The sequence below is a fragment of the Pseudomaricurvus sp. genome, assembly GCF_965662505.1.
Classification (GTDB): domain Bacteria; phylum Pseudomonadota; class Gammaproteobacteria; order Pseudomonadales; family Cellvibrionaceae; genus Pseudomaricurvus.
Genome location: NZ_CBFIHX010000019.1, coordinates 13,183 through 39,663, shown reverse-complemented (window position 1 = coordinate 39,663; position 26,481 = coordinate 13,183). Strand labels below are relative to the sequence as shown.

21 protein-coding genes are annotated in these 26,481 nt (G+C 51.3%); 16 read left to right on the top strand and 5 right to left on the bottom strand.

Going from position 1 to position 26,481, the window contains the following annotated elements; translation table 11 throughout:
• Positions 1-339 precede the first annotated feature (339 nt).
• Positions 340-573, bottom strand: a complete 234-nt coding sequence (locus ACTG33_RS04470) for a hypothetical protein (protein ID WP_439133988.1) — start codon at positions 571-573, stop codon at positions 340-342.
• Between the two features lie 57 nt (positions 574-630).
• Between ACTG33_RS04470 and ACTG33_RS04465 the strand changes: the two genes are divergently transcribed.
• Positions 631-1,452 (top strand): DUF4126 family protein, encoded by an 822-nt coding sequence (locus tag ACTG33_RS04465; RefSeq protein ID WP_439133987.1) that lies wholly within the window; start codon positions 631-633, stop codon positions 1,450-1,452.
• Between the two features lie 41 nt (positions 1,453-1,493).
• Here the strand turns inward: ACTG33_RS04465 and ACTG33_RS04460 are convergent, their stop codons facing one another.
• Complete coding sequence (locus ACTG33_RS04460) at positions 1,494-2,273, bottom strand: alpha/beta hydrolase (RefSeq protein WP_439133986.1); 780 nt, start codon at positions 2,271-2,273, stop codon at positions 1,494-1,496.
• A gap of 684 nt (positions 2,274-2,957) precedes the next feature.
• Here ACTG33_RS04460 and ACTG33_RS04455 point away from each other — a divergent pair.
• The 15 genes from ACTG33_RS04455 to ACTG33_RS04385 all read left to right on the top strand — a co-directional run bounded on the left by ACTG33_RS04455 (position 2,958) and on the right by ACTG33_RS04385 (position 22,509).
• Positions 2,958-4,385: a hypothetical protein gene (locus ACTG33_RS04455; protein ID WP_439133985.1), complete on the top strand. Its 1,428-nt coding sequence runs from the start codon at positions 2,958-2,960 to the stop codon at positions 4,383-4,385.
• Positions 4,386-4,718: 333 nt separating this feature from the next.
• Positions 4,719-5,939: a hypothetical protein gene (locus tag ACTG33_RS04450; protein WP_439133984.1), complete on the top strand. Its 1,221-nt coding sequence runs from the start codon at positions 4,719-4,721 to the stop codon at positions 5,937-5,939.
• A gap of 8 nt (positions 5,940-5,947) precedes the next feature.
• Positions 5,948-7,147 (top strand): hypothetical protein, encoded by a 1,200-nt coding sequence (locus ACTG33_RS04445; RefSeq protein WP_439133983.1) that lies wholly within the window; start codon positions 5,948-5,950, stop codon positions 7,145-7,147.
• A 45-nt stretch (positions 7,148-7,192) separates the two neighbouring features.
• A complete protein-coding gene (locus tag ACTG33_RS04440; protein ID WP_439133982.1) occupies positions 7,193-8,764 on the top strand; it encodes a hypothetical protein in 1,572 nt (523 codons plus the stop codon).
• Between the two features lie 161 nt (positions 8,765-8,925).
• Positions 8,926-11,031 carry a PEGA domain-containing protein gene (locus tag ACTG33_RS04435; RefSeq protein WP_439133981.1) on the top strand — a complete coding sequence of 702 codons (2,106 nt, stop codon included), beginning with the start codon at positions 8,926-8,928 and terminating at the stop codon, positions 11,029-11,031.
• The gene (locus tag ACTG33_RS04430) at positions 11,028-11,306 is read left to right on the top strand and encodes a hypothetical protein (RefSeq protein WP_439133980.1); all 279 of its coding nucleotides are present in this window, start codon (positions 11,028-11,030) and stop codon (positions 11,304-11,306) included. The genes ACTG33_RS04435 and ACTG33_RS04430 overlap by 4 nt, the downstream gene beginning before the upstream one ends.
• A 103-nt stretch (positions 11,307-11,409) precedes the next feature.
• Positions 11,410-12,207 (top strand): MotA/TolQ/ExbB proton channel family protein, encoded by a 798-nt coding sequence (locus tag ACTG33_RS04425; protein WP_439133979.1) that lies wholly within the window; start codon positions 11,410-11,412, stop codon positions 12,205-12,207.
• 70 nt (positions 12,208-12,277) lie between these two features.
• On the top strand, positions 12,278-13,645 hold the full coding sequence (locus ACTG33_RS04420) for a hypothetical protein (RefSeq protein WP_439133978.1): 1,368 nt from the start codon (positions 12,278-12,280) through the stop codon (positions 13,643-13,645).
• The gene (locus tag ACTG33_RS04415) at positions 13,646-14,725 is read left to right on the top strand and encodes a VWA domain-containing protein (protein WP_439133977.1); all 1,080 of its coding nucleotides are present in this window, start codon (positions 13,646-13,648) and stop codon (positions 14,723-14,725) included.
• A 72-nt stretch (positions 14,726-14,797) separates the two neighbouring features.
• Complete coding sequence (locus ACTG33_RS04410; RefSeq protein WP_439133976.1) at positions 14,798-15,796, top strand: VWA domain-containing protein; 999 nt, start codon at positions 14,798-14,800, stop codon at positions 15,794-15,796.
• A 233-nt stretch (positions 15,797-16,029) separates the two neighbouring features.
• The gene (locus tag ACTG33_RS04405; protein ID WP_439133975.1) at positions 16,030-16,740 is read left to right on the top strand and encodes a hypothetical protein; all 711 of its coding nucleotides are present in this window, start codon (positions 16,030-16,032) and stop codon (positions 16,738-16,740) included.
• A 138-nt stretch (positions 16,741-16,878) separates the two neighbouring features.
• Positions 16,879-17,481: a hypothetical protein gene (locus ACTG33_RS04400; RefSeq protein WP_439133974.1), complete on the top strand. Its 603-nt coding sequence runs from the start codon at positions 16,879-16,881 to the stop codon at positions 17,479-17,481.
• Positions 17,482-17,562: 81 nt separating this feature from the next.
• Entirely contained in the window at positions 17,563-19,059 is a 1,497-nt protein-coding gene (locus ACTG33_RS04395) for a M48 family metalloprotease (RefSeq protein ID WP_439133973.1), read from the top strand.
• 586 nt (positions 19,060-19,645) lie between these two features.
• The gene (locus tag ACTG33_RS04390; protein WP_439133972.1) at positions 19,646-21,274 is read left to right on the top strand and encodes a long-chain fatty acid--CoA ligase; all 1,629 of its coding nucleotides are present in this window, start codon (positions 19,646-19,648) and stop codon (positions 21,272-21,274) included.
• Between the two features lie 149 nt (positions 21,275-21,423).
• Positions 21,424-22,509 (top strand): oxidoreductase family protein, encoded by a 1,086-nt coding sequence (locus ACTG33_RS04385; protein WP_439133971.1) that lies wholly within the window; start codon positions 21,424-21,426, stop codon positions 22,507-22,509.
• Here ACTG33_RS04385 and aqpZ read toward each other — a convergent pair.
• The 3 genes from aqpZ to ACTG33_RS04370 all read right to left on the bottom strand — a co-directional run bounded on the left by aqpZ (position 22,506) and on the right by ACTG33_RS04370 (position 26,207).
• Positions 22,506-23,201, bottom strand: a complete 696-nt coding sequence (aqpZ, locus tag ACTG33_RS04380; RefSeq protein ID WP_439133970.1) for an aquaporin Z — start codon at positions 23,199-23,201, stop codon at positions 22,506-22,508. The genes ACTG33_RS04385 and aqpZ overlap by 4 nt on opposite strands.
• A gap of 78 nt (positions 23,202-23,279) precedes the next feature.
• A complete protein-coding gene (locus tag ACTG33_RS04375; RefSeq protein ID WP_439133969.1) occupies positions 23,280-23,630 on the bottom strand; it encodes an STAS domain-containing protein in 351 nt (116 codons plus the stop codon).
• Between the two features lie 102 nt (positions 23,631-23,732).
• Positions 23,733-26,207 (bottom strand): SpoIIE family protein phosphatase, encoded by a 2,475-nt coding sequence (locus ACTG33_RS04370; protein WP_439133968.1) that lies wholly within the window; start codon positions 26,205-26,207, stop codon positions 23,733-23,735.
• Positions 26,208-26,481: the final 274 nt, after the last annotated feature.

Here is a 26,481-nt window from a genome sequence, read left to right as displayed (position 1 = left end):
CCCCCCTTCTTTAATAAATCCTACCTCCAAAAGAGCCACCTCTCTCAAAAACAGTTATTAATCGATGCGTTTTTTGGGCTATACGGAATAAGATGGTGGCGCGAACCTTCGTCATTCAATGTTCAGTCTCGATTCAGTGTCGCTGCAACATACTGGTTCCACCTTATCGTGTGACAGGAGGTGGATATTATGAATTCAGTGATGCAAAACAACCGAAAAAATAGCCTGCCCAGTGCCTTATTGGTGTGTCTTTTAAGTATTTTTGTTTATACAGTCAGTTCGAATGCGGCCGCTGACGGACGTAGCCATAAGAAGCACTATCATTCAAAACACTATGACTCATATCAGCGCCACGGCAAATCGCATCGCAATCAAAATTTCCACCAGTATTACGATGATCATAAACATCAACGATACTACCGGACGCCATCTCGCCGTCATCAGGGATTCAGTTTTAATGCCTGGAGCTTCAAACCAATAGCTCCGACCCACCGAAATTACCGCAGAAATTACCACAGCGACAAACCCCGTTTCCATTATCACAACAGTAACGAACGCTGCTACAGTAATCATACAAGTATCATCATTAACAGGCGATAATACCGGGCTCCGCCCACGAGGATTTAAGTAATGGAAAGTTACCAAGCACTGCTTGCCACTTTGGCTCTGACTATGGGCGCGTCCTGGGCCAGTGGTATTAATCTGTACGCAGCGCTTTTGGTTCTGGGGATTGGCGGCTCAACAGGAAATATCGATTTACCACCAGGGCTGGAGGTGTTAACCGACCCCATGGTGATTGGTGCCGCCGGCCTCATGTATTTTGTGGAATTTTTTGTCGACAAAACCCCAGGCGTAGACACTGCGTGGGATTCACTGCATACGTTTGTACGCATTCCTGCTGGGGCAATGCTAGCCGCAGGGGCTGTGGGCGATGTATCCCCGGCACTGGAAATTGCCGCAGGTATAATGGGCGGCACACTGTCCGCCACCAGCCATGCGACCAAGGCTGGCACCCGCGCGCTGATCAACACATCTCCGGAACCCTTCAGCAACTGGACGGCCTCAATCTCCGAGGACCTTCTGGTGCTTGCGGGTTTGTGGACAGCTCTGAATCACCCAGCGATCTTTCTCTGCTTACTGCTGGTTTTCATTCTGCTGGCCATTTGGATGCTGCCCAAGATCTGGCGTCTTATCAAAGCTATCCTTCACAAGATTGCCAGCTGGTTTGGAGGAAAACCAACTCACACTGCGACAACCAATCCCGGCTCAACAATGAATTTCAGTGATATCGAAATACCGGACCACTCAATCGCACTGAGCAACCCAACAGAATCTCGCCCCACTAAAGAACAACAGCAACAACTGGATGCACTGGAGACGTTAAGAGCCGCCGGAACTCTTTCAGACGAAGATTACCAAGCGGCTAGAAACAAGATTCTGGGCAGAAAGTAATCCTGCCCCCCCCCCAGGCGCCTCGTCACTGCTGCAGAAGGCTATTTGTCTTCTGCAGCAGCGAGACGATCCAACCATTCAGCAATGTATTCGGCACAGGCTTCCCATCCCTTTTCCGCAATAACCCAATGCGTTTGACCCGTAAAACAATGGTAAGCGGCCTGTGGGTATTTGTTAGCAACCTTCTTGACCACTTGAGCCGGTATCAATTTATCCAGTTCTGCCGATAGCACCAGTGTCGGGCACTGAACTTTGGATGAGGCAACCTTTGCGGCAGAGCGCTTATCCAGAAAAGGCAAAGCTATCTCCAGCAGTACTTTTCCCGAGTCGTGACACAGCCGATCATAATACTCGCGGCGCTCGTTTGCAGGGATTAACTGGAACGAGGACTTCACGGCATTCTCAAAGCTGGGCATAGTTGGTTTTTTCCAAAAACCCGGTGTCAACATTAAGGGAGAGAGGCTTTTTAATCCTGCCCAACTGATGGCCAACACGTCATCCGGCGGAGCCGGACAAGCCAAGATCAACTGACCAACCAACCCTTGCTCTGCCAACTTTTGTGCAATAAGTCCTCCCATTGAATGGCCAATTACTACCGGTTTTTCCGGTAGGCTCCTCAGCAGCTCAGCCAAGTCATCCACATAGTCTTGAATGCTGGTCGTCCCCAAACCAGGATGGGGATCATTACCAGCCGACTCACCGTGGTAACGCAAATCCGGCGTATGGCAGGTATAGCCGCGAGCTCCGAAAAACGTTTTCATCGGTTGCCAGTACCAACCGCCCCCCCACATCCCGTGAATCATGACCAGGTTTTTCGTCATTGGTTGTCCTTAAAGTTCATGAGCTTTGTGATCGCGTTCTGTCAAACCGAAAAAGTTGCTCAACATTCATACAGAAGCACCAAATGAATTCACATTTGTTCGCGGATTTAAAGCTCCAGCATAGAATATTTCGAGATATTAGATTAACGTGTTTATTTAGAAGGTTTATTACTGAAAACTGCACTCCCTCGCTGGGAGGTACCTCAAAGTCCGCTTTAGCAGGCGCGCTTCAAGGAATTGGAAGTTAACAGCTATCTTCGACTTAGCTTACAGCGAGAATGAAGCTCACACAAAAAAGTATTCGGGCGCACGGATTCAACGGAAGACTTCCTCATAGCCCCGGCCGCTTGACTATACTTTTTTTGAACCATCATTGAGGCGCAGATTAAGCAGTAAACTGAGGTAGATCGTGAAATATATCTTAATGCTTGGGGACAATCATTGAGATGCGTTTCTTGAAATCACGAACACAGTCACTGCTGTGAACCCGCTGTACAGGCCGTTGCAGCTAGCTGGTACAAAAGGCTGTTACAAAAGGTTGTTACAACAAGTTGTTACAACAACAGGGGCAGTAAAAGCTCCCGACAATCAATAGCCAAGGCGGTAGTCACAACAACGACAGTTGCAATCTTTGCTCCTGACAGCCCACATTGACGCTACTGAAGACGTAATAAGATCATGAAAATGTCTCTCATCTGGCTCGCTTTTCTCTCCCTGATTACCGTTCAGGGCTATGCGGCTGAACAACCCGCCAATTCGCCTCTTGTGCACGAAACCGAAGCAGGTTTTGAAGCCGAACTGAATTCGGAAGCACCTGAAGAGCTTATGCCGCAGACTCCCGAAACTGATAACGCAGTCGTTCCAGTAACATCGCCTGAATCCGAAACGCCTGCAGAAACTGTCCCGACGCCCACCGAACCTGATCCATCCACTGAAACCGCAACTGACCCTTCACTTCTAGAAAATTCTCCCAAACTTTTGTACAGCGAGGATCAGGAAACCAGCTACCTGGACGCCATTGCCGAGATAGAAAATACGTACGGTCCTTATGACAGGAACCTGTCACAGCATTTGATGGGATTGGGAGTCAATTATCAAAACCGTGGACGTCACGTAGAAGCCGTAGATATCTTCAGGCGTGCCATGCATGTAAGCCGCATCAGCGATGGCCTTTACAGCCTGTCTCAAATCCCCATGCTTGAGCACCTGATTGAAAGCGGTGTTGCCAGCGGCGATTGGGAAAGCGCCAATGAAAGCCATCAATACCTGTATTGGCTCTACAAGCGCAACTTTGGTGAAAACGACCCTCGAATGCTGCCAGCTATCACCAAACTGAGTAATTGGCATCTGAATGCCTACGCGCTGGATGGCGGCAGTGGCTTATTCGAACACCTGATCAATGCTCATAATCTCTACAACATGGCGATTAGCATCATTTCGCGGGCCTACGGTGAATATGACCTTCGCCTAGTAGGCGCGCTGAAAGGGCTTACCGTCTCAAACTATTATCTGGCAACCTATCAGACCAGTGCGGCACAACGAGACGCATTCCAAACCGGCTTCTCCACCAGCCGCTCCCAGATTGACGAAAAGGCTCGCCTGGATCAGTACATTCTCAACAGCTACAGCAGTGGAAAAGCCGCAATCTCACGCATCCGTGATGTATATGCCTCTAACCCACAAATTCCCGAAGATGCGGAAGTTGTCGCGCAAATCCAGCTGGCAGACTGGAACCTGCTCTTCAACCGTTGGCATACCGCGATGGATCTTTATCAATCGGCTTATGACGCATTGGTGGCCTCTCCCGACGGTAAAGCACTCGCTGATGAGTACTTCAGCAGACCGGTGGCACTTCCGGATATGCCCTTGCTCAAAAGTAATCTGGACACTACTGAAGAAACCGGTAACGAATACGTACTGGTCAGTTTTGATGTAACACGCAACGGGCACGCCAGAAACGTCGAAATTCTTGAGTCCTATCCGGAGGATAATACTCGCAACCGCTCACAGGTGCGTAAAGCGCTGAAACAAACCAAATTCAGACCCCGGTTTGCCGATGGCACCCCCACAGATACGCAGCACCTGACACACCGATACGTATTTTCGAACTAATCCCAGTGTTCACAATCTAAGTCTGATGTCGTCTGTATGTACGAGCGAGTAGCTGTCTGGCAGACTTCTGCATAAAAGCCACTGGTAAAGCATACTTGCTCTGGTAAAACATACTAGCCCTTATAAACATAGCGCCTCTGGTAAAACAAAGCCCTACAAGGATACTGACAACACAGCTTGAGTCCTGCTACATTGCTTAATAGGGCAATTTACAAGACATTGGGCTACAGCACATCGCATCAAGATCTGTGACATTGGATGCCACCAAAATTTAGGGGCTGATGTATTATTTGCTGGCCAGATATTGCAAACGGGTCATAACAGGGATTTCTCATGGTTACAAAAGCTGCACTACTGACTGTCGCTATTACGGCGATTATCCTGACAGGGTGCAAAGAGGAACAACAAAGCTCTTCTTCTCCCTCGACGCCACCACCGACGCCCTCGAGTAGTGCCCCATCGAGTAGTGCCCCATCGCCCAGCTCTCCCAGCAGCCCATCTCAACCGTCTTCCAGCTCGCAGCAGTCACAGAGCCAGCAGCAATCTTCTCGCTCTCAATCGACTCCGAGTCAGTCATCGCCCAGCTCTCAACAATCTTCCAGCTCTGAGCAATCATCCAACTCTGAACAATCACCCAACTCTGAACAGTCACCCTACGAACAACAGTCCCAGAACGGTGGCACTGAAACCATCAACGCAGGCCAGCCACAGCCACCGATGCCAAATGAATCTTCTGCGTCTGAGCAGGGCGGCGAACCAGACCCCATGCAGACCAGCGAATCATCCCCCAGTGATGACATCGACTTTTCTGAAGAAGAAGCCGCCAACAGTGCCTCCAGCTCCTCTTCAGAATCCAGTTCGTCCTCATCATCGAGCGCCAGCGCTTCATCGAGATCTTCAGGCAGCCCGTCTGCCCAAAGTGCTCAACAAAGATCGTCTCAACAAGGAGGATCTCCGGGTTCTCAGCAAAGCGGCTCTCAGCAAAATGGTTCTCAACAACATGGATCTCAACAACAAGCCGGCTCACAACAGCCCAGCGGTTCCCAAACAGGCCCAATGACCAGCGCCGAGCGCGTTGCCGCCCTGGAAGGACAGCTTGACGCGTCCATGGCCAGTTACGATGGCATGATCCTGCGGGAGCGAGAATATGCCCTCAGTCGATCCAATCAGCAAGGCAGTGAAGACGAGCTGGAAGCCGCCGACGCCGCAGGTGGAGGTGGTCTCCCCTACGACGAAGCCGGTGAAGAAGGTGAAGGCGGCGGTGGCAGCGATGGCTATGGCCAGACACCACAACCACCCGGCCCTGAAGGCCAGGGAATGCCCGGAGACGGAACTGACTCCAGCTCCTCCGGCAGCGGTACACGTCCCGCCGGTAATCAATCCCGCGAAGGTGATTACCAAAGCGCCGGCACTTATGAGGCACCCGCTGACATTCCAGACGGCAGCGACGACGATGTCGTGGCTCGTCAGATCCGTGAAGCCGCAATGAAAGAATCCGATCCCGAATTGCGGGAAAAACTGTGGGAAGAGTACCGCAAGTACAAAAACCAATGAGCCTGATCATGAATACATTAACGTCATCTGTCACAAGGACTCTGTGGATCGCTGTGGCTCTGCCATTGCTGATTCTGACCGGCTGTTCCAGCAACACCATCAAAACCACGCAGGTTATTCCGGTGATCCATGAACAGGCACAGATTCCCGAAGCGGAGTTACTGGACGTGGGCGTGCATATCTTTGATCCCGGCCTCAGTGATATTGACGACGATGAGCTATTGACCGTGTTTCCCGAGGTCCGCAAAGCGGAATCACGCTACATCCCCTACCAACTGATGCAAACCCTGCAAACCAGTGCCGCCTGGGGAGCCGTGCGAGTTGTTCCTCAGGAACAGGACACCATCGACGTCAGAGTGAAAGGCAAGATTCTTCAGTCAGATGGAGAACAACTGCGTCTGGAAGTCACTGTCATCGATGCCACTGGACGCGAGTGGTACGAAAAAGAATACGACGGTCTGGCCAGCAAGTTTTCTTACACCAAAAAACGCGGCGGTGCCGTTCCCAAAGAGCCCTTTCAGAGCCTGTATAATCAGATTGCCAATGACATGTTGACCTATCGCCGGGAGCATTTCGACGGCACGGCCCTGCGCACCATACGCACCACATCGGAACTCAGATTCGCTCAGGACTTCTCACCTGCAGCTTTCGGAAACCACCTGGAAGAAGACTCCAGCGGCGAATACACCATTACCCGACTACCCGCTGAAGGTGATCCGATGTTGTCGCGCATCCGCCAGATTCGCGAGCGCGACTACCTGTTCGTCGACACATTGCAGGACTACTACGGCGGCTTTGTTAAAGACATGGATCAGCCATATCGAGTATGGCGCAGCCAAAGTTATAACGAAGTCATAGCACTGCGCGAATTGAAACGTGAAGCTCGCAATCGCACCATCATGGGTATTGCAGCCATTATTGGCGGTATCGCCGCAGCCGGGGGTGACAGCGGTTCCACCCGAGCGGCAGGTACTGTCGCCGTTGCCGGCGGGGCCTATATGATGAAGAGCGGTTTTGACAAGCGCGCCGAATCCGAAATGCATGTCGAGGCTCTGCAAGAGCTGGGCGACTCACTGGAAGCCTCCATCGAGCCACAAGTGATCGAACTGGAAGACCGCACCATTACTCTGTCGGGCACCGTCGAGAATCAATACGAGCAATGGCGCGAACTGCTTCACGAGATATATCAAGCGGATACAGGCCTGTAAACTCCGTCCGAGTGCCGGGCAACTACATGAGACAGAACCAGCAGTATGACCGATCTACAAAATAACCAGGACACTCCTGACAACAACTCTGAAAAAGCCCCTAACAATAAATGGGATGACTCCGAGTTTCACCCGAAAGATCGTTCCAGCTGGCTGCAACAACACAGGCTCGAAGCAGGCTTGTTCTCCGGGTTAGTTATCGTCCTGTTGGCCGTCGTGTTCTGGCTGCCAAAAACGGTTCATCCCCCCGCCCTGCCTCAAGATGAATTAGCCAAGGCCAACACCGGATCTGCAACCAGTGACGAAGCCTCCACACCAACCCCATCCACCGGAGCACAAACCGGGCCATTAGAGTCGCCCTGGCAAGATGCACAGGTTGCCAAGGCCCGCCGCCAGGCTCAGGAAATCCTGGCCAAGTTGCTGGACAAGCAAAGCTCTCTGGACAAAATGCAAGTTGATCTTTGGGCAGCAGACGCCTTCAAAACGGCATCGGATAACGCCACCAAAGGCGATGAGCTATACCGTTCCAGAGAGTTCGGCCCCGCTCTGGAAAGCTATGAGACCGCTCTCGAACAGTTCGAAGCACTTATCAAACAGTCGGAACAACAATTCGAGCAGGCACTGGCTGATGGTCAACAAGCCATTACCGATCAGCAGGCTCAGGAAGCTGTCGACGCCTATACCTTGGCCACAGCAATTCGTCCCGACAACGAAGTAGCCATAGCCGGTCTCGCGCGAGCCCAGGTACAAGAACAAGTGATCGAACAGCTGGAAGCCGCAGACAACCAAATGCTGCAATACCAATATCAGGAAGCCAAAACCCACATAGAGAAAGCACTGGAACTGGACAGCGAATCTCAAGCGGCAGCGGAAAAACTGAAAACCGTCAATCAGGCCATTACCGAAAGCAATTTCGCCAACGCCATGGGACAGGGTTACAACTATTTACAACAAAAGCAGTATTCACAAGCCCGCAGTCAGTTCCGAAAAGCCCTGAAGATTAAGCCGGGCAATGCTACGGCTCAGGACGCCATTACTCAGGCCAGTAATCGACTGACCCAGAGCAGTATTCAGGGCGCACTGAGCAAAGCAGAACAATACGAAGCACAGGAGCAGTGGCAACAGGCCCTAAACAGCTATCAAACAGCTCAAAAGCTGGACAGCAGTGTTGTCGCCACCAAAGTTGGCATACTACGCACACAGGCGCGCGCCGATCTGGACAGACAACTGCAAAACCTGATCGATCAACCTCTGCGTCTGGCTGACCCTGCCGTTTACCGCAGCGCTCAACAACTGCTAGCCGATGCCGCCGCTGTAAAGCCTCGCGGGCCCCGTATCGAACAACAGCAACAGCAGCTGCAACAAGCTCTGAACAAAGCGCTTGATCCAGTGGCCGTGCTATTGCAATCAGATAACGAGACCAACGTCACTCTCTACAAGGTTGGCAAACTGGGTAATTTCAAAGAACATTCGCTGGAACTCAAACCCGGTCGATACACTCTGGTCGGCAGCCGAAACGGCTATCGGGATGTACGGGAGGAATTCACTTTGCAACCGGGCACCAACCAGAAAACCATTGTCATTCAGTGTGACGAAAAGATTGCCATGGGTAGTTAATAAAAGATAAGTAGCTACTGACAGATAAATAGTTAATGACAGACTAATAGTTAATAACAGGCAAATAGTTAATAACAGATCAGACCCGCTGTCGGTAACGGTCGACGGATTTGGCATCTGCACTTTAGTTTTACGTATTTCAACAGCTCAACTGTACTTTAATGACTCAACCGGAAGAGATAACCAACATTAATAATCGCACTCAACCCAATCACAACTCGCAAGTGCCAGATGATGAAATCATCCAACCACTGGATTTCGAGCCTGCACAACCTCAGCAGCAGAAATCGGGATGGCAACCATCCAGAGTCAGCGTTGCCGCAGGGGTGGCACTGCTGCTGGCATGCATCATTTTGGCTTACCTGTTTGTTGCCAAGTCGCTCTATATTCGCACCAACACCGACAACCCCTCGATCGCTGTAGATGGCCTGCTCACTTTTGCAGTGGGTGATCGTTTTCTGTTGCTCAAAGGCACACACAACATTGCCATAACCGCCGAGGGCTATTACCCGTTCGAGGACTCCCTGCAAATCAACGGCGATGCCAATCAGCATCACACCATTGAACTTAAACCACTGCCCGGCCACCTGACGGTTATCAGCAATGCCCCCGCCCAGATATTCATCGATGGCGAGGTCGCCGGCAGTACGGGCGAACGCATCGCCAACATTCCGGCTGGCGAACATACCCTGAGTGCACAAACCGAGCGTTATCAACCTCTGCAACAAACCATTACCATCGAAGGACGCGATCAGGAGCAAACCCTCACGCTGGAATTACAGCCCAACTGGGCCGATGTGGAGATCAGTTCAACTCCTGCCGGAGCCACTGTGTCAGCGGATGGCGAAGCACTGGGCACTACCCCCATGACTGCAGAATTACTCACTGGTAAACACAACCTGATCGTCAAACTGGAAGGGTATAAAGCCTGGCAACAAAACCTGCGAGTAAAAGCGCAACAACACAAAACCTTGCCAGACATCCAGCTCGTGAAAGCCGATGGCCTGGTTAAGGTCGTCTCTTCACCCGCCGGAGCCAGCATCACCGTCGATGGTCAATTTCGGGGTAAAACCCCCTCCGAGGTTGCGTTGAAACCAGGCAAAAGCTACAACATCACTCTGTTCAAAGATGGCTATCAACCACAACATCGGCAGATCAACGTGGTTTCGGGGAAAGAAGCTTCGCTGAATGTCAATCTGGCAGCCGACCTGGGCAAAATCACCATTTCAGCAAACCCCGCTGACGCACTGCTGTATGTCGATGGCCGCCTGATGGGACGGGCAAATCAAAGCATCAGCCTGCCAGCTCGAAAGCATCAGATTCGGGTCAGCAAAGACGGTTATGCTGACCACAAACAAACGGTACTGCCTCGTCCAGAGCTGGATCAAAACCTGTCGGTTAAACTGCTCACCGTTGAAGAATACCAGTGGAAAAACATCAAATCCCAAGTCCAGACTGCCGCCAGTCAAACTCTGTTACTGTTCAAGCCTAACGACACCTTCACCATGGGGGCTTCCCGTCGTGAACAGGGGCGTCGCGCGAACGAGGCACAGCGTCCTATTAAACTGGATCGGGCCTTTTACCTCAGTGAGAAACTGGTCACCAACGCCCAGTTTCGACGATTCGAGAAGTTTCATTCGTCCGGACACGTCAAGGGCAACAGTCTAAATGGCGAACAACAACCCGCGGTGAATGTCAGCTGGCAAAAGGCCGCGCTCTACTGCAACTGGCTGTCTAAACAAGACAACCTGCCACCTTTTTACCAGGTGTCTGGCGGTGTTGTCAGTGGGTTTAACGCCAACAGTACTGGCTACCGCTTGCCAACCGAAGCCGAATGGGCCTGGGCGGCACGTCTCAAGCAAGGCAAAATGCTGAAGTACCCGTGGGGCGATACCCTTCCGCCCACCGCCGGCTCCGGTAATTTTGGCGATCGTACTGCGGCTCCGCTGTTGGGATCGATCCTCACCAACTACGACGATGGCTATGCCACCACGTCTCCTGTCGGAAAATTCCCTCCCAACCATCACCGACTGTATGATTTCAGCGGCAATGCGGCTGAATGGATCAATGATTTTTATGGCATCACGACCGGCTTGTCTTTAAAAGCCGAAGTCAATCCACTGGGGCCTGACAAGGGTGACTACCATGTCATTCGGGGTTCAAGTTGGGCGCATGCCACCATGACCGATCTGCGTATGTCCTTCCGGGATTATGGAACGGATGCCCGCAACGATGTCAGTTTCAGAATTGCGAGGTTTGCCCAATGATCAGAATACGCACACCTCGGGCGCATCCATTTTTACTGGCGATACTACTCGCCTGCGGCGGTTACAGCTCAACCAGCTTCGCTCAGACCGAAACAAAAACAGCTGATACCCAAAAGACTGAACAAGAGACTGCGAAAAAAGACAACACTGCATCGACGGAAAAAACGAGTCAAAACACATCGAGACAAAACAGAACAACGTCGTCGAGCGCTGACTTCACACCGTCAGAAGAAGTCTCCGAAGATTTATCCGTTTCTTTTCCGGTGGATATCTGACAGGGTACTCTCCTGCCTTCTTCGACGAACAATTTACTTATAAGTTACTCAGTTTCCGCGTAACGGAAACCGCACAAAAATTACAGGCTTTAGGAAACGTTATATGAAACGCAACACTGGATCAGAGTTTATCTACCAACTGTTTGCCTTGTTAATTGCTGTCATTATTGTTCACAGCATTTACGTTGCCTGGGTGCGCCCCAATGCCGACTCCATTTTGCAGGAACAGATGATCAAGCAAGCCGCCGGTGAACCCTATGTGGTACAGCGCAGCCTGTTTGTCGTGATGCGCGATTATGAGCAGGAAGCCTGTTTTGTGCTGATGCTTTGGGCTCTGGCCATTATGGGACTCAAGGCTCAGCGCGCACTACAGGAACGCAAACTACTGACCATGCCTCTGCTACGGGTCAGAGAGGGAGCCAGTATTCTGCCCGAAGATACCGTGGAGTTTGCCCGTCCAATTCAGGCTCTGCCCGAAGAACAACAAAACATGCTGATCCCCCGTGCGCTAATGACGGCTCTGCAGCGTTTTCAAACGACCCGCAATGTGGCTGACGCCAGCACGGCGGTAAAAGATGCCTGTGAAGCGGAATCCGATCGTCTGGACAGTGAATTGTCCATGGTTCGCTATATTGCCTGGGCCATTCCCTCGATTGGCTTTATCGGAACAGTACGTGGTATCGGCGAAGCATTGGGTCAGGCACACAAAGCTGTCGAGGGGGACATTGCCGGGGTAACCGTCAGTCTGGGGGTTGCCTTTAACTCCACCTTCGTCGCTCTGGTGATCAGTATTATCGTGATGTTTTTCAGCCATCAATTACAGCTACTGCAAGAGAAACAGGTACTGGACTCGCAAAAATACTGCAATGACAAACTGCTTCGTTTTTTAAGGGCGTCCTGATATCCGACAAGTCCGTTTAACGTGAGAAACCATCTGTTTGTTAATAGCTACCCGTTTATAGAGAAAAACCATGCCACTGTTACTTGAATTAAACGACCTGGGTGTCCGCTGTTATCAGGATGGTCAACTGCTGTGTCAGAGCCCCGGGGTTGCGGTGGTTGATCAACAACTGCTGTTTGGTTCAAAAGCCTGGCGGGAAAGCCGTAAACAGCCACTGAATACCCATTCCCAGTTCTGGTCACAGCTGAATACCGATCCCCTGAATCTGAATCACCCCCAGGTACGCCACCACGGCGACCTCGCTTACCTGCACCTGCAACACATTGAAGCGCAATTGCCGCTCAGTTTTACGGATCAGGAAGTGGTGTTCGCACTGCCGGGCTCCATGCCCCGTGAATCACTGGGACTGTTGCTGGGCATCGCCAATCAATGCGGCATGAAGACCATTGGTTTGATTGATCACGGCTTGGCAGCGACCCGCTCTTACGTAAAACCACACTGGCTGAATCTGCAACAACCGCTGACGCATGTGGAAATGTTTCTTCACCACTGCGTGATCACCGAACTGACCCCCGTCAGCGACACGTCAGAAACCAATACGATCTCAGAAACCAACAATCTACTGCAGCGCACTCGACTGGAAGTACTCAATGATCAGGGCTGGCTCAGTTTGCACAGTCAGCTGCTCAATTATTTCAGCGAGCTGTTTATTCAACAAACCCGCTTTAACCCCCGCCACGGCGCCGAGTCCGAACAGGCTCTGTTTGATGCTATCCCGGAATGGCTGCGCCAGTGCGCGGTGCTTGAACAGGAATCCGTCACCAGCTTGCAGTGTGAGCTGGATCGATACAGCGTGCAGGTGGATATCGCCCAAATTCGACAGTTTGTGCAGAATTTCTGGCAGCCCTTACAGACCCAGCTGAAACAAGCCAGTCAGTTGTTCCTCGGTGACCGTCTGGCAGAATGTATGCCGCTGCTGCAGTTGCCGCCAAACACCGTCGCCTTGACCACTCAACAGTTAGCGTCGGATTTGTCACTCATCAGCGCCAATCTCAGTGAATCCCCGGAGGGCGTTCGTTTCATTACCAGTCTGCCCTGCGATACATTTGAGACTTCAGAAACTGAAGCCCCCGCTTCGCGACTGAATGCAGACATCCCCGATCACCAACTGGCGACCCACCTGCTCTGGAACCATCAGGCTTACCCCTTGCACGGTGAAGCGACCCTACCCTCAAGGCAACAGTTCGCAGAAGGTAGCGACAAAACGTTTCTGTCTATCCTGCATGGCCGCATACAGGCGGAACAAGGATCACTGTTGCTCAACGGTGAAAAGACAGATGCCCCCCTGGATATCACCACCCGCCCGCTAAAATGTGGCGACATTCTCAGCGTCCCCCCAGCCCATGCAGAATTGACGCTGATCCGGGTGGAGGGCTAAATGGCTCGCAAACGTCGCTTCACCACCTTCAGCCTGTCGTTTCTGGACATCATGTCCTGTGGCTTTGGCGCAGTCGCATTGATCTTTTTGATTATCAAACACGATGTGGACAATCACACCAAAGGCGAAAATCAGGAACTGATGTCCGAAGTCAGCCTGCTGGAAGAAGACATTCAGGACGGTGAAGAGGGCATGGTGCGCGCACGTAACACCCTCTCTGCACTGGATCAACGACTTGCCGATGCCGACGGTCTGGCGACCCGCATCAGCAAAGAAATCGAGACCGCCCGCGCCAAACGTGCGGAACTGATGGACAATCAGGCCGATGACTCCGTCGCCGCGCTGGAACAAAAGGTGCGCAATCTGCGGGCTGAAAAAGACCAACTGGAAAAACAGGATCAGGATCGGGGCAATGACGTGCGTCAGTTCATTGGTCAGGGCAACCGACAATACCTGACCGGAATGAAATTTGGCGGCTCCCACATTTTAATTCTGCTGGACTCCTCTGCCAGTATGCTGGACGAGCGTATCGTCAACATTATCCGCCGTCGCAACATGACCGATTCTGCCAAGCGAACAGCCGCCAAGTGGCAGCGAGCCATGTCCACCGTCGATTGGCTTTCGGCTCAATTACCCACTAAAAGCCGATATCAGATCTACACTTTTAATACCGGTGTCACATCGGTTTTGAAAGGTACCGAAAATACCTGGCTTAACGTCAGTGACGGCGCTCAGCTGGAACAGGGCATTCTCAATATGCGCAAGACGATTCCCGAGAACGGTACCAGTCTGGAACGGGTCTTTCAGTCTGTGAGCTTGTTGTCACCGCGCCCTGACAATATTTACCTGATTACCGATGGTCTGCCCACACAAGGCATGAGCAAGCCACGTAACAACACCGTCAGCGGCCCGGAACGGGTGAAGCTGTTTAATAAAGCCGTGGAGCTTTTGCCAGATGGGATTCCGGTGAACGTCATACTGGCCCCCATGGAAGGTGATCCTATGGCCGCTGCGGCCTTTTGGCAGTTGGCGCAGGTCACACGAGGATCCTTTATCAGCCCGTCCAAAGACTGGCCCTAAAACGACAGACTTCCAACCGCAACGACTACAGCAATAGCTAGAATAGCTAGATAAGCAACAGGAAAAGGTGACGTGAGAAAACGCAGAGAACAGGAAGAGTTCAACATGTCTTTTCTGGACGTGGTTTGCTGTGGTTTCGGCGCCATTGTCCTGCTGTTGCTGATCACCAAAACCGTTGAGCCGCTCGTGGTTGAACAATCTACGGTTAACATGGAGGGCCAGATCAAGGATATGCAGGAGAAATTGTTCACCTTACGCGGTGAAACTGTCATCCTGAACCGTGATCTGGACGCCAAACACGAACAACTCTCCGAAAAAGAAAAGCGCATCGCCATCCTCAAAAGCGAGCTGCAGCAGATTCAGGCCGATACCGCACGGATGGCCTCGTCATCCTCTTCTGACGGCAACCGTCGCGGTGAACTCTACCAGGCTATGCAAACACTCACCGCTGAAATGGAACGCCTTCTGGGCCGGCAGCATCAACGCCAGAACAGTGTTATTGGCGGCATCCCCGTGGACAGTGAGTACATAATTTTCATCATCGACACCTCTGGCAGTATGTTCAATTACAGCTGGGAAAGGATGATGGAAGAGCTGGTTGCCACACTGAATATCTATCCACAGGTGAAAGGCATACAGGTGATGAACGATATGGGCGACTATATGTTCTCCAATTACCGGGGCGAGTGGATACCTGATACGCCCGGACGTCGCGACGTGATCATGAAACGCCTGCGCCGCTGGAACCCGTTCAGTAACAGTAGCCCGGTGGAAGGCATCGAACGAGCGGTGCGCTCCTTCTATGACCCCAATAAGAAAATCAGTCTGTATGTGATGGGCGATGAATTTACCGGACGCTCAATTCAAACGGTTGTACGAACCGTCGACCGTCTCAATCGGGAGCGCAAACCCGGCGAGAGGATGGTGCGGATTCATGCTGTGGGCTTCCCGGTGCAGTTTTCCCGCCCCGCCCACTTACAGACCACCGGAATTCGCTTTGCCGCCCTGATGAGGGAGCTGGCTTACCGCAATGGCGGCACCTTTGTGGGATTGAATGATTTTCGCCCATAGCAAGCAGCCAGCAGAGTCGCAGTTTTCAACTAAACTGGTGGTGTGATCAATAAAAAATACTCACCGCCTTGATGGGTAGCCCGACAAAAATAGCGACAGCAGCTGGAAATCAGCCAGTAGCTTCGACTGGGCTAGAAACGTGGATACGCTCTAGATCTGTAATATATCTAGCTATGTAATATATCTAGCTCTGAAATATATTTAGCTCAACCAAACCCTTGAGAGACCTACACATGAAGCCTGTCACTAAAGTGGTTCTGTTAACGCTACTGATAGCCTTGGGGGGCTGTACCAACAGCCTGAAGGTCACCGGGCAATTCCCCCAACCGCTCATTGAACCTATACCCCAGACTCTGGGCGTTCTGTACGACGATGATTTCAAGGACTACGTCTACACCGAAGCCAGTGAAGACCGGAGCAAGTGGATCATTGATAATGGCGCGGCTCAGGTTCAGCTGTTCAATACGATTCTGCCCAAACTGTTTACCCACGTAGAAGAAATCAGCAGCCTGCCCACTCCTCAATCCCCCGCCAACACCAATATGGTGTTCTATCCCAAGCTCACCGATTTCCAATACTCCGTGCCGCGGGAAACCAAATTCAAAGTGTACGAGGTCTGGTTGAAGTACAACCTGAGCGTTTACTCTCCTCAGGGCATTATGATTGCCGACTGGATTGTAACCGCATATGGCAAAACTCCCACCGCGTTTATGCAATCGGACGAAGACGCCATGAACGCCGCAGTGATCGTGGCGCTGCGTGACCTGGGGGCCAACCTGTCTCTGGGCACCCGACGCGTCCCTGAAATCAGAGCCTGGGTCGCTGACCACACGCGCTCCCAGACGGCTCAAACTCGTGCCCCCAATCAAGCTATACCAGACCCGAGTGATACGAAACGCGCTCTTCCGCAACAATCAGTCCAGCAAGTCAACTATCAGGAGTGAACCGTGCTAACCAACGTCACTTCCAGCGTTACACTTTCATCCCGCATTATCAGATGCTCGCTCTCTTTGCGTAAAAGCGGCTTACAGATTGGCGGCTTTTTGCTTCTGTGTTGCGTTCTGTTACAGGGTTGTACATCCGTGACAATCGACGAGTATCAGGCCAGAGACAACACGGTAATCACCGAAGGCGAACATGTTGTGGTGCTTGGCCGCCGCCATTCCAGCAGTTATGAGACAGAGCCAGAATTGATTGATTGCATTGGCGATATCCTCGATGACAACAACGAAGTCATTACGGTCATCCCGGAACGGGATTTCATGGATGCCCTCTACCCCTGGTTTGAACCCCGCACGGCTCCCATGCGTATCAAGGATATGAACCGTTTGCTCGCCCGCCAGGACGTTGAAGCCGCCATCAGTCACTTCAATATCCGCTATATCATCTGGGTCGATGGTAATACCGAAACCACCAGCAGCAGTGGCTCCATTGGTTGCTCCATTGGAGCAGGCGGCGCCGGCTGTTTTGGCTTTGGCACCTGGGATAAAGAATCGGACTACGAAGCACACATCTGGGACTATCAGGAGCTGGAAAATATCGGACAGATCAGTGCGGATGCCTCCGGCACGTCCTACATGCCCGCTGTTGTCGTTCCTATTCCACTGATTGCTCAGGTTCAGAAAAATGCCTGCAAAGCCATGGGGCTCCAGCTGAGAAGCTTTTTAAACCCTGACGGGCTATAAACAAGCCCAAAACAATCCACTCTCACTCAACCCCATTCAACCCTATTCAACCCCAAGGATAACCTGGCCAGGGAGCTCTACATGTACCACCGCTTGATCATCTTCTTTATCTTCGCGATTGCGCTGCTGAATCTCGGCGGCTGTTCTGTCAATCCAGCCAGTGGTATGCCGAACCTGGTTTTTATGAGCGAAAATAAGGAAATCGAACTTGGGAAGGAACTGCACGAGAAGATTCTGGAATCCACACCCGTGTACCAGGATGAAAAGCTGCAAGCCTATGTTGAACGTATCGGCCAGAAACTCGCTAAAAACGGCGATCGTCCCGAACTGGAGTACACCTTTACCATTATCGACAGCCCGGACATTAATGCTTTCGCTCTCCCTGGCGGTTACATCTACGTCAATCGTGGTCTGATAACGTATCTGGATTCTGAAGCGCAACTGGCTGCGGTGATGGCTCACGAGATAGGCCACGTAACCGCCCGGCATTCCGTGAAACAGGACACCGCGCGCAAGAGCTCCAGTGTTGTCACTGTACTCTCTGTACTCACCACAGGCAGCACTATGATCGGTGACGTCACTGACCTCTGGGGTACCGCTGCGGTCATGGGCTATGGCCGGGACATGGAGCTGGAAGCTGACAGCCTGGGGGCGGAATATCTTTACAACAGTGGCTACAACCCTAATGCCATGATTGAAGTCATCGGTGTTCTCAAGGATCAGGAGCGCTTCGCCCGCCGTATGGCTCGTGCAACCGGACAAAAAACCGCAACGTATCACGGAGTCTTCGCCACTCACCCGCGCAACGACGAGCGCCTGCAAGAAGCGGTTGGCAAAGCCAGTGAACATTACAAAGATCAAAGCGGTATCGATAACCGGGCAGAGTTCAGAGAAGCGACCGAAGGCGTGTTATACGGCATCAATTACAACCCCAAAACCCTCAAAGCCGCCCAGAACAATACCTACAGCCACAGCAAGCTGGGCTTCAGTATCGATTTCCCGCAGGGTTGGCAACCAGAAAATCAGCGTCGCCAGATTCTCTCCAAAGCGCCGGACGGTCACGCTCAAATGAGTATCCAGGTGGACATTCTCAGAACGCCCATTGCCCCGGACGTGTACATCCGCGAGCAGCTTAAGGTCACAGCACTGCAGCAATCGGAACCCTTTTCCCAGTTCGGATTGATTGGCCATACCGGTGTTGTACCCGCCAGCTCCAGCAACCCCCACCCCTCGCGGTTGGCCGTGCTCTATCAGGGACGGCGAGTTTACATCATCAAAGGCGTTGTCTTTAACGACAGTGGAGCCCCAGCAAATGAACAGGAAAAGGGAAGCCCCAAAACCGATGACGAAAAGTTTCTCGCCAGTATTCACTCGTTTCGCCCATCTCAAACGGCGCGCAAAGTATCAGGCAAAAGCCAAAAAATACATTACGTAAAAGCCAATGACCAAACGACCTTTAAACGTCTTGCAGAAGTTGTACCCTTAGGCAAGTTTGCAGAAGATCAACTGCGCCTGCTGAATGGCTATTACCCGCGCGGGGAACCCAGCCCTGGCGAGTGGATCAAAATCATCCAGTAATCGTTATACCCTTGAGTCTCGGTGCTTGACCTGTCTCAGTGATCGGCTAGTCCCCGAGATCGGCTGACCTCAGCCACTAACGTTGATGCAAAGTGGCACGCTACACCTTTAAAAACATGTAACGTTCATTGAAACATGCCATTCTTTTTAAAGAGTGTTTCTTGGCTTTAAAAATGCGTTGCCAGGGTTTAAAAAAGAGCTTTGGGGTTTAAAGAAGAGTTTTGTGGATTTAATAAAAGTTTACTGGTCAGTAAATTGCAGGGATAAGAAATTGCAGGGATAAGTCGTCGATCAAACCAAAGACAACGAATACTTTTCGTGACCGTTAGCTTATCACTGGTCACCATTTGATCTCTCCACACCTACCATTTAAACGTTTGTTTGAATATACTTCGGGCGAGAGAGGAAGGCAGAGCTACAAAAGCGGTTGTGGATCAACAAGAGGCAAAACGGCCCACCACAGCACCCACGGTAGCCCATGCATACGAACAGGCTGAGCGTTTAATCATTCAGCAAAAATAACAAAATTTCTGGAACCCCACGGTTTCCGGTAAGCCATCTCACTTCTGACTGCGAGAGAAAGCTAATGCATAGCACAATGATGAATACACCATTGACGATCACGTCACTGATGAAGTTTGCCGACAAGGTACACAGTGCGGCCGAAATCGTCTCCGTGACCGCCGACAACCCCTGCCACAGCTACACCTATGGGGACGCCTTTAAGCGTGTCCGCAAGCTGGCCAATGCCCTGCAAGATCTTGGTGCGAAAGAAGGCGATTGCATTGGGACTCTGGCCTGGAACGATTACCGTCATCTGGAGCTGTATTACGCGATCTCCTGCTCCGGCATGGTGTGTCACACCGTCAACCCTCGCCTGTTCCCGGAACAGCTGGAATTCATCATTAATCACGCGGAAGACCGCTGGATCTTCATCGATGTCGCCTTTGTGCCCGTTCTGGAAAAAGTGCAGGACTTAGTGCCCAACGTCGAGGCATTCATTGTCCTGACGGACGAAGCCCATATGCCAGACACCAGCCTGCGCAATGCGATTTGCTATGAAACCCTGATCGCTGACAAGCCGGATACGTTTGACTGGCCGGAACTGGCCGAAACCGCCGCTTCCGCCATGTGCTACACCTCAGGCACCACAGGAAACCCCAAGGGCGTGGTTTACGACCACCGCTCAACCATTCTTCACGTGTACGCCTGCTCCCTGCCTGATGCGATGAGCATGTCCTCCCGTGAAGTGGTTATGCCGATCGTGCCCATGTTTCACGTCAACGGCTGGGGACTGGTCTACTCAGGCCCCATGGTAGGCGCAAAGATGGTCATGCCTGGCCCCAAGATGGGCGATGGCGAAACCCTGTGTAACCTGATCAACACCCACAAAATCACCTCATCTGCCGGTGTCCCCACCGTTTGGCTGGCTCTATTGCAGTATCTGGAAACTTCCGGCGAGAAAGTGCCCAGCTTGCAGCGTCTGACAGTAGGTGGTGCTGCCTGCCCTCAGCGGATCATTGAAGAGTTTGCCGACAAGCATAATGTCGAAGTTCAAACCGCCTGGGGCATGACGGAAATGAGCCCTCTGGGCACGTATAACCGTCCAAACCTGCATGAAAAGGAACTGCCCAAAGACGAATACATGGCCAACCGCCTCAAGCAGGGTCGCCCCATCTTCGGTGTGGACATGCGTATTGAAGATGAAGATGGCAACGAACTGCCCTGGGACGGAAAATCGTCCGGCTCGGTCAAGGTTCGTGGCCCCTGGATCACAGAGTCTTATTACAAACTGGATTCCGGCGGTGCAGACGAAAATGGCTGGTTTGAAACAGGCGATGTGGCCTGTATGTCTTCTGACGGCCTAATGCAGATCACCGATCGTACCAAAGACGTCATCAAGTCCGGTGGCGAATGGATTTCTTCCATTGATCTGGAGAATTGCGCGGTCAACCATCCCAAGGTGGCCGAAGCCGCTGTTATTGGTGTTTACCATAGCAAATGGACCGAACGCCCACTGCTGCTCGCCATTGTGAAAGAAGGTGAAACCCTGACGGAAGCCGAAATGCTGGAGTGGTTCGATGGCAAGGTCGCCAAATGGTGGACGCCGGCAGACTGTGTGTTTGTCGATTCCCTGCCTCACACTGCCACTGGAAAACTCAGCAAAAAAGACCTGCGTGAAGAGTACAAGGATTTTAAATGGAGTGACGAATAACACTTCATCCGGACTCTCATTCACGATAGAGTCTGCCCAGAGCAGGTTCCAGTAAAACGCCCCATTGGGGCGTTTTTTATGGTTTCGCATTTATTGTTTTATGCTGCCACTGCCCAGCCCGGATTCAGACAAGTACAGGTAAAACGCTTTTGGACATTCAGTCACATCTGACACAACTATTCGGTGCCCATCGGGCCGTACCCATCGAAACACTGCAAGAGCTTTGGAGCGGGTATGGCAGTATTGTCCGCTTTCACCTGAGCTATGATCCTGCTGCCAGCCAATTGGCAGCACCTTACGACTGTACTGAAGAATACGCCAGCCGTACTGAAGAATCCGCTAACGACATCAATAAGCCTTCCAGCGTCGTGGTCAAAACCATCCAGCCGCCAGAGGAAGCAAACCACCCAAGGGGCTGGAATACGCCACTGTCACATCAGCGCAAGTTGCGCTCCTACGAAGTCGAAGCCTGCTGGTATCAACACTGGGCGAGCCAGTGCAATGACACCTGCACAGTGGCCCGTTGCTACGGCACCTTCACCGATCAGCAAAGCTCTCTCACGTACATCATTTTGGAAGACCTTGATGCCAGCGGTTATTTCCTCAGAGCTGAGGATCTTACCCCGGAGCGCAGCAAAGTCTGTCTTCGCTGGCTGGCGGGTTTTCACGCACAGTTTTTAACACAGAACCCACCCTCCCCCTGGCCAGATGGATTGTGGCCCAAGGGAACTTACTGGCATCTCGATACCCGTCCTGATGAGTTGGAGAAAATGGCTGACTCCGCGCTTAAAACAAACGCGCTGGCTATTGATCAGCGTCTGGATGCATGCCGATACAAAACCCTTGTCCACGGTGATGCCAAGGTTGCCAATTTCTGCTTCAGTCATGATGGGCATCACGTCGCAGCCGTAGACTTTCAATACGTGGGTGGCGGTTGCGGGATGAAAGATGTGGTGTATTTTCTCGGTAGCTGCCTGAGCGAGGAAGCTTGTCAAAAACACTATGAAAGCTTACTGGATGAATACTTTATGGCATTGCGCCAAACGGTGTCAGTATCCACGAATAAGGGCGAGATTAACCTCGACGACCTGGAAAAAGAATGGCGGGAGCTCTTTCCTTTCGCCTGGGCTGATTTTCACCGGTTCATTCTGGGCTGGTCACCTCAACATCGAAAGAACAATGGATTTAGCCAGTCCCAGGCGGAACTGGCTCTTTCCCGGTTATCGACCCGTTAATCTTCGGTTTCAAACCAGCGATACACCAACCCAGCCAAGACCGCACCCACGATAGGCGCAATCCAAAACAGCCATAGTTGCGAAATAGCCCAACCGCCTTCAAACAATGCCACCCCGGTACTGCGAGCAGGATTGACCGAGGTGTTGGTGACGGGAATGCTGATCAAGTGAATCAGAGTGAGGCCCAAACCAATCGCAATGGGCGCAAAACCCTGTGGAGCCCGCTTATCCGTTGCCCCAAGGATGATTATCAGGAACATAAACGTCATCACAATTTCTGAGGTCAAGGCAGCCATCAGACTGTAACCTCCGGGAGAGTGTTCACCGTAACCATTGGAAGCAAAACCCGCCGTGACATCAAACCCGGCCTGTCCGGAAGCAATTACATATAGAATAGCCCCACCCAACAAACCGCCCAAGACCTGGGCAATGATGTAAGGAACCAGTTCAGCAACCGGAAATCGCCCGCCCATCCACAACCCAAAAGACACGGCTGGATTTAAATGACAACCTGAAATATGACCAATGGCAAAGGCCATCGTTAAGACCGTCAGGCCAAACGCGAGAGATACGCCGAGTAAACCAATCCCCACATCCGGAAAAGCGGCTGCCAGCACTGCACTGCCACAGCCACCCAAAACCAACCAAAATGTCCCTATAAACTCTGCACCCAGCTTTTTGGCTAACGTCATTGTATGGTCCATCCTTGCTGTTAAATTAAAATGTCTTTTTCAGATTAGACCAAGCTTCAATATCCGCCATTAAAACGTCTACTGGAAAGAAGCCAGGTATGCGTCCATCTCTTCAACACTGGCAAAGACCGTCAAATCAGGCAGAGCCTTCACAATTTCAAAGACCTTTTTGACTCCCGGACTCATGTGGCTGACAGCGACGCGCCCACCCTTAGCTTTCTGGCGTTTCAACGTTGAAAAAATAACGCGAAGTCCAGCCGAGCTCAGAAACGTCAGATCTTTCATATCAAAAATAACCAGTTGCACTTCTTCACCGATCTCCGAGACGATCTTTTCGAGATCTGGCGCAGTCTCACTATCCAAAGAACCTTCAAGCGCAATTTTTAAAGCACGGGTTTGTTTCTGATTCACGTCAATGTTTAATGGCATAGCTTTCTTTCCCCTGAAATTAACTCACACATTTGACAACAATCTGTCATCGCCCCTGAAACCATCAAAGTACAACTCTAAATTAATCGTTTCATCAACAACCTATTCCAATAGGTTTCGGGACAACGTCAGTACATTCATAGCAAATACTCGTTCATAAACCTGATGATCCGTCATGGAGAGAATGAGCTGAATACCCATCCCGCCTTCAGCCAAATCCTCCGCTGGCACGTCAAGATCAGTAGCACTCTGACCCAATGGGTTAAAAGGTATACCCTGATCCACAAATTTAAACACAATGGCTTTCTGTTCCAGCGTCAACAACAACGATGCTTCTCCGGTAGGGTCTTGTGAGTATTTAACAATATTGCTAATCACCTCATCCAGAACCACCATCAACTCTTCAATAACTGCTGACGGAATTTGGTGATCCATGCCAAAACGCTGAAGAGCATCCACTGAGTCCCGAACAGGAAACGCGCTATCACTGAGATCAAGAGGCACTTTAAATGTAAAAGGTGCTGGCAGTGAAAAACCGGTTTCATCAGTACGATCATCTTCAGCTCTGTATTCGGATTCAGCACGAAGGGTTTTACGATCCAGAATCATCAGGGTGATATCATCAGACTGGTCGGCTTCGCCGGAAAAATCGGATACTGCCTTCAGAAGTTCCTCACCCGCCTCGGTTACCGTATTGCTTACCCCTTGATCCGTCAGCAAGTTAAACAGGCGAACATCTGTGAACTCATTACGCCGGGGATCAAAGGCTTCCGTAATACCATCAGTATAGATCACCAATCGTTCACCAAAATCGAGAACAGTATTGGTCTCGAGATACTCATTGCCAGGAAAAAGCCCAAGCGGAGCACCCGTGGCGATCACCATCATAACCGTGCCTTCCGCATTGACGATCATTGGCGGATTGTGTCCTGCACACACGCATTGAAGATGCCCTGTAGTAGAATCATAAATGGCGCAAAACAGGGTAATGAACATGCAGGCATCATTGCCCTCTTCCAGCTCATCATTTAAGGATGCCACCAATTCCGCCAGACTGGTTTCTCTCGGAATTAATAATTTGGCCAGGGTACAGGCTCGCGACATAAACAAGGCGGCGGGAATGCCCTTATCTGACACATCGCCCACCGCAATAAAATATCGGCCATCTGGAAGCCTGATCGTTTCATACAGATCTCCACCGACAGCTCGCGCGGGAAGCAATCGGGCATAGAGTTCATCTTGCCCCAGAGGGATGGCCATTTCCCCATTGCCGGGCACCAAGCTCATTTGAATTCTGCGAGCTACATCCAGCTCACTTTCCATCTTCTCGCGAGCAGTCCGGGCTGTGGCCAGGTCTTCAACATGCTGCATCAAGGATTGACGCATAGTACGCAGAGCGAGATTAAGATCTCCCACTTCATCCTTGCTTTTGACTGACGGCAGCCAAAAATTAATATTGCCCTTTCCAACGTCTGAGATGGCCCTGTGCAACTCTCTGAGTGGCGTGGATATTCGACTCGCCAGAAGCCAGGCAACCGGTATCAGCAAAAACAGCATCGCCAATGACACAATCAATAACTTATTGCGCTCATCACTGAGTTCGCTTAACAACTCAGCTTTAGGAACCGCGATTAACAAATCGGGGCTGATGCTATCAGTGAGTTTCAGGGTCGACTTATGCACCAGCCAGTCATCAGGTACAACTCCCGCAGCTATTTGATTAAAAACCGGCACCCCCAGTTCTCTCAACGTAGGGCGTCGCAAACCATCATTGGTATCCACCAAACCTGGCGCATCGACACTCCAGACCATAACTCCCTGCTCCGTCATCAAAACACTTTCTGTGGAGGGAGTGATTCGATTTTTTTGCAAACTGTGGGCAATCGACTTAAGTGTAATATCCGTAGCGATCACGGCAGTTTTATCACGGTTTGCCCGAGCCACTGTGACCCCCACACTGCGCATAAAAAAGAACACATAAGGGTCGGTGGTAATGGTGTCCTGAGTATTTAACGAGGCTTTAAACCAGGGACGAGCTCTTGGATCGTACTCTGAGCTTACCAACTGACGCACATCGATCTCGGACAGTTGCTCACTATAAAACCTGCGAGTGTGCGCACCAGTTTTCCCAACAATATTATCAACGACCCACTTGGATTCCTTCGGTGCGTCAAAGCGTAAACGCAGTGAAGTATCCTGCAGTTTTCGGACAATAAAATAGTTACCGTTAATATCACCGCGTTGAATTGCAGTCGCGGTCGAAAGCTTTTCGAGGATTTCCGTTAATAGGGGGAGAAGTGCCTGACATTCTTCTACTGTATTTGCTGCACCCAATAGACTAAACGCCAAAATCGATGTGGAACGCTCAACAGGACGGTAGGTGGATAGAATGGCATCATTGACTGAACGGGTCGCCGCATCGAACATATTCTGACTGGCCGTTTGCAGTACAACGCCGGTTACACGATAACTGAAGCCCGCGAGAATACACCAGATTATGACCGCCAACACCCCAGTCGTCAGGGCAATTTTCACCCGGATTGAGACACTTCGACCCAACCTGTGGCTATTCTCCATGCGAGCGTATTCCTTATATGCCAGACAATACTTCCTCAAGGATTGCATTAGTTACCGACCAGGTCAATTGTGTAGAGAGATGTGACACGCAGTCCTCAGAAATGTTCTTGAAGTCTAGAACCTCCATTTAAAGACCATCTCGGGTAGACCACCACAGAGGCCTAATTACACGCCATGGTAAATTGATTGTAATCGACTATGCTTTACCCCTTTATAAGCTACAATTTCTACGAAACAAACAAGCCATATAAGAAAACTATTGGGTCACTGAATA

Bases quoted from the DNA above. Each gene is read 5' to 3' on its own strand.
- ACTG33_RS04470 (WP_439133988.1), bottom strand. From the start codon at position 573: ATGATTACTGTAGCAGCGTTCGTTACTGTTGTGATAATGGAAACGGGG.
- ACTG33_RS04465 (WP_439133987.1), top strand. From the start codon at position 631: ATGGAAAGTTACCAAGCACTGCTTGCCACTTTGGCTCTGACTATGGGC.
- ACTG33_RS04460 (WP_439133986.1), bottom strand. From the start codon at position 2,273: ATGACGAAAAACCTGGTCATGATTCACGGGATGTGGGGGGGCGGTTGG.
- ACTG33_RS04455 (WP_439133985.1), top strand. From the start codon at position 2,958: ATGTCTCTCATCTGGCTCGCTTTTCTCTCCCTGATTACCGTTCAGGGC.
- ACTG33_RS04450 (WP_439133984.1), top strand. From the start codon at position 4,719: ATGGTTACAAAAGCTGCACTACTGACTGTCGCTATTACGGCGATTATC.
- ACTG33_RS04445 (WP_439133983.1), top strand. From the start codon at position 5,948: ATGAATACATTAACGTCATCTGTCACAAGGACTCTGTGGATCGCTGTG.
- ACTG33_RS04440 (WP_439133982.1), top strand. From the start codon at position 7,193: ATGACCGATCTACAAAATAACCAGGACACTCCTGACAACAACTCTGAA.
- ACTG33_RS04435 (WP_439133981.1), top strand. From the start codon at position 8,926: ATGACTCAACCGGAAGAGATAACCAACATTAATAATCGCACTCAACCC.
- ACTG33_RS04430 (WP_439133980.1), top strand. From the start codon at position 11,028: ATGATCAGAATACGCACACCTCGGGCGCATCCATTTTTACTGGCGATA.
- ACTG33_RS04425 (WP_439133979.1), top strand. From the start codon at position 11,410: ATGAAACGCAACACTGGATCAGAGTTTATCTACCAACTGTTTGCCTTG.
- ACTG33_RS04420 (WP_439133978.1), top strand. From the start codon at position 12,278: ATGCCACTGTTACTTGAATTAAACGACCTGGGTGTCCGCTGTTATCAG.
- ACTG33_RS04415 (WP_439133977.1), top strand. From the start codon at position 13,646: ATGGCTCGCAAACGTCGCTTCACCACCTTCAGCCTGTCGTTTCTGGAC.
- ACTG33_RS04405 (WP_439133975.1), top strand. From the start codon at position 16,030: ATGAAGCCTGTCACTAAAGTGGTTCTGTTAACGCTACTGATAGCCTTG.
- ACTG33_RS04395 (WP_439133973.1), top strand. From the start codon at position 17,563: ATGTACCACCGCTTGATCATCTTCTTTATCTTCGCGATTGCGCTGCTG.
- ACTG33_RS04390 (WP_439133972.1), top strand. From the start codon at position 19,646: ATGCATAGCACAATGATGAATACACCATTGACGATCACGTCACTGATG.
- aqpZ (WP_439133970.1), bottom strand. From the start codon at position 23,201: ATGACGTTAGCCAAAAAGCTGGGTGCAGAGTTTATAGGGACATTTTGG.
- ACTG33_RS04375 (WP_439133969.1), bottom strand. From the start codon at position 23,630: ATGCCATTAAACATTGACGTGAATCAGAAACAAACCCGTGCTTTAAAA.
- ACTG33_RS04370 (WP_439133968.1), bottom strand. From the start codon at position 26,207: ATGGAGAATAGCCACAGGTTGGGTCGAAGTGTCTCAATCCGGGTGAAA.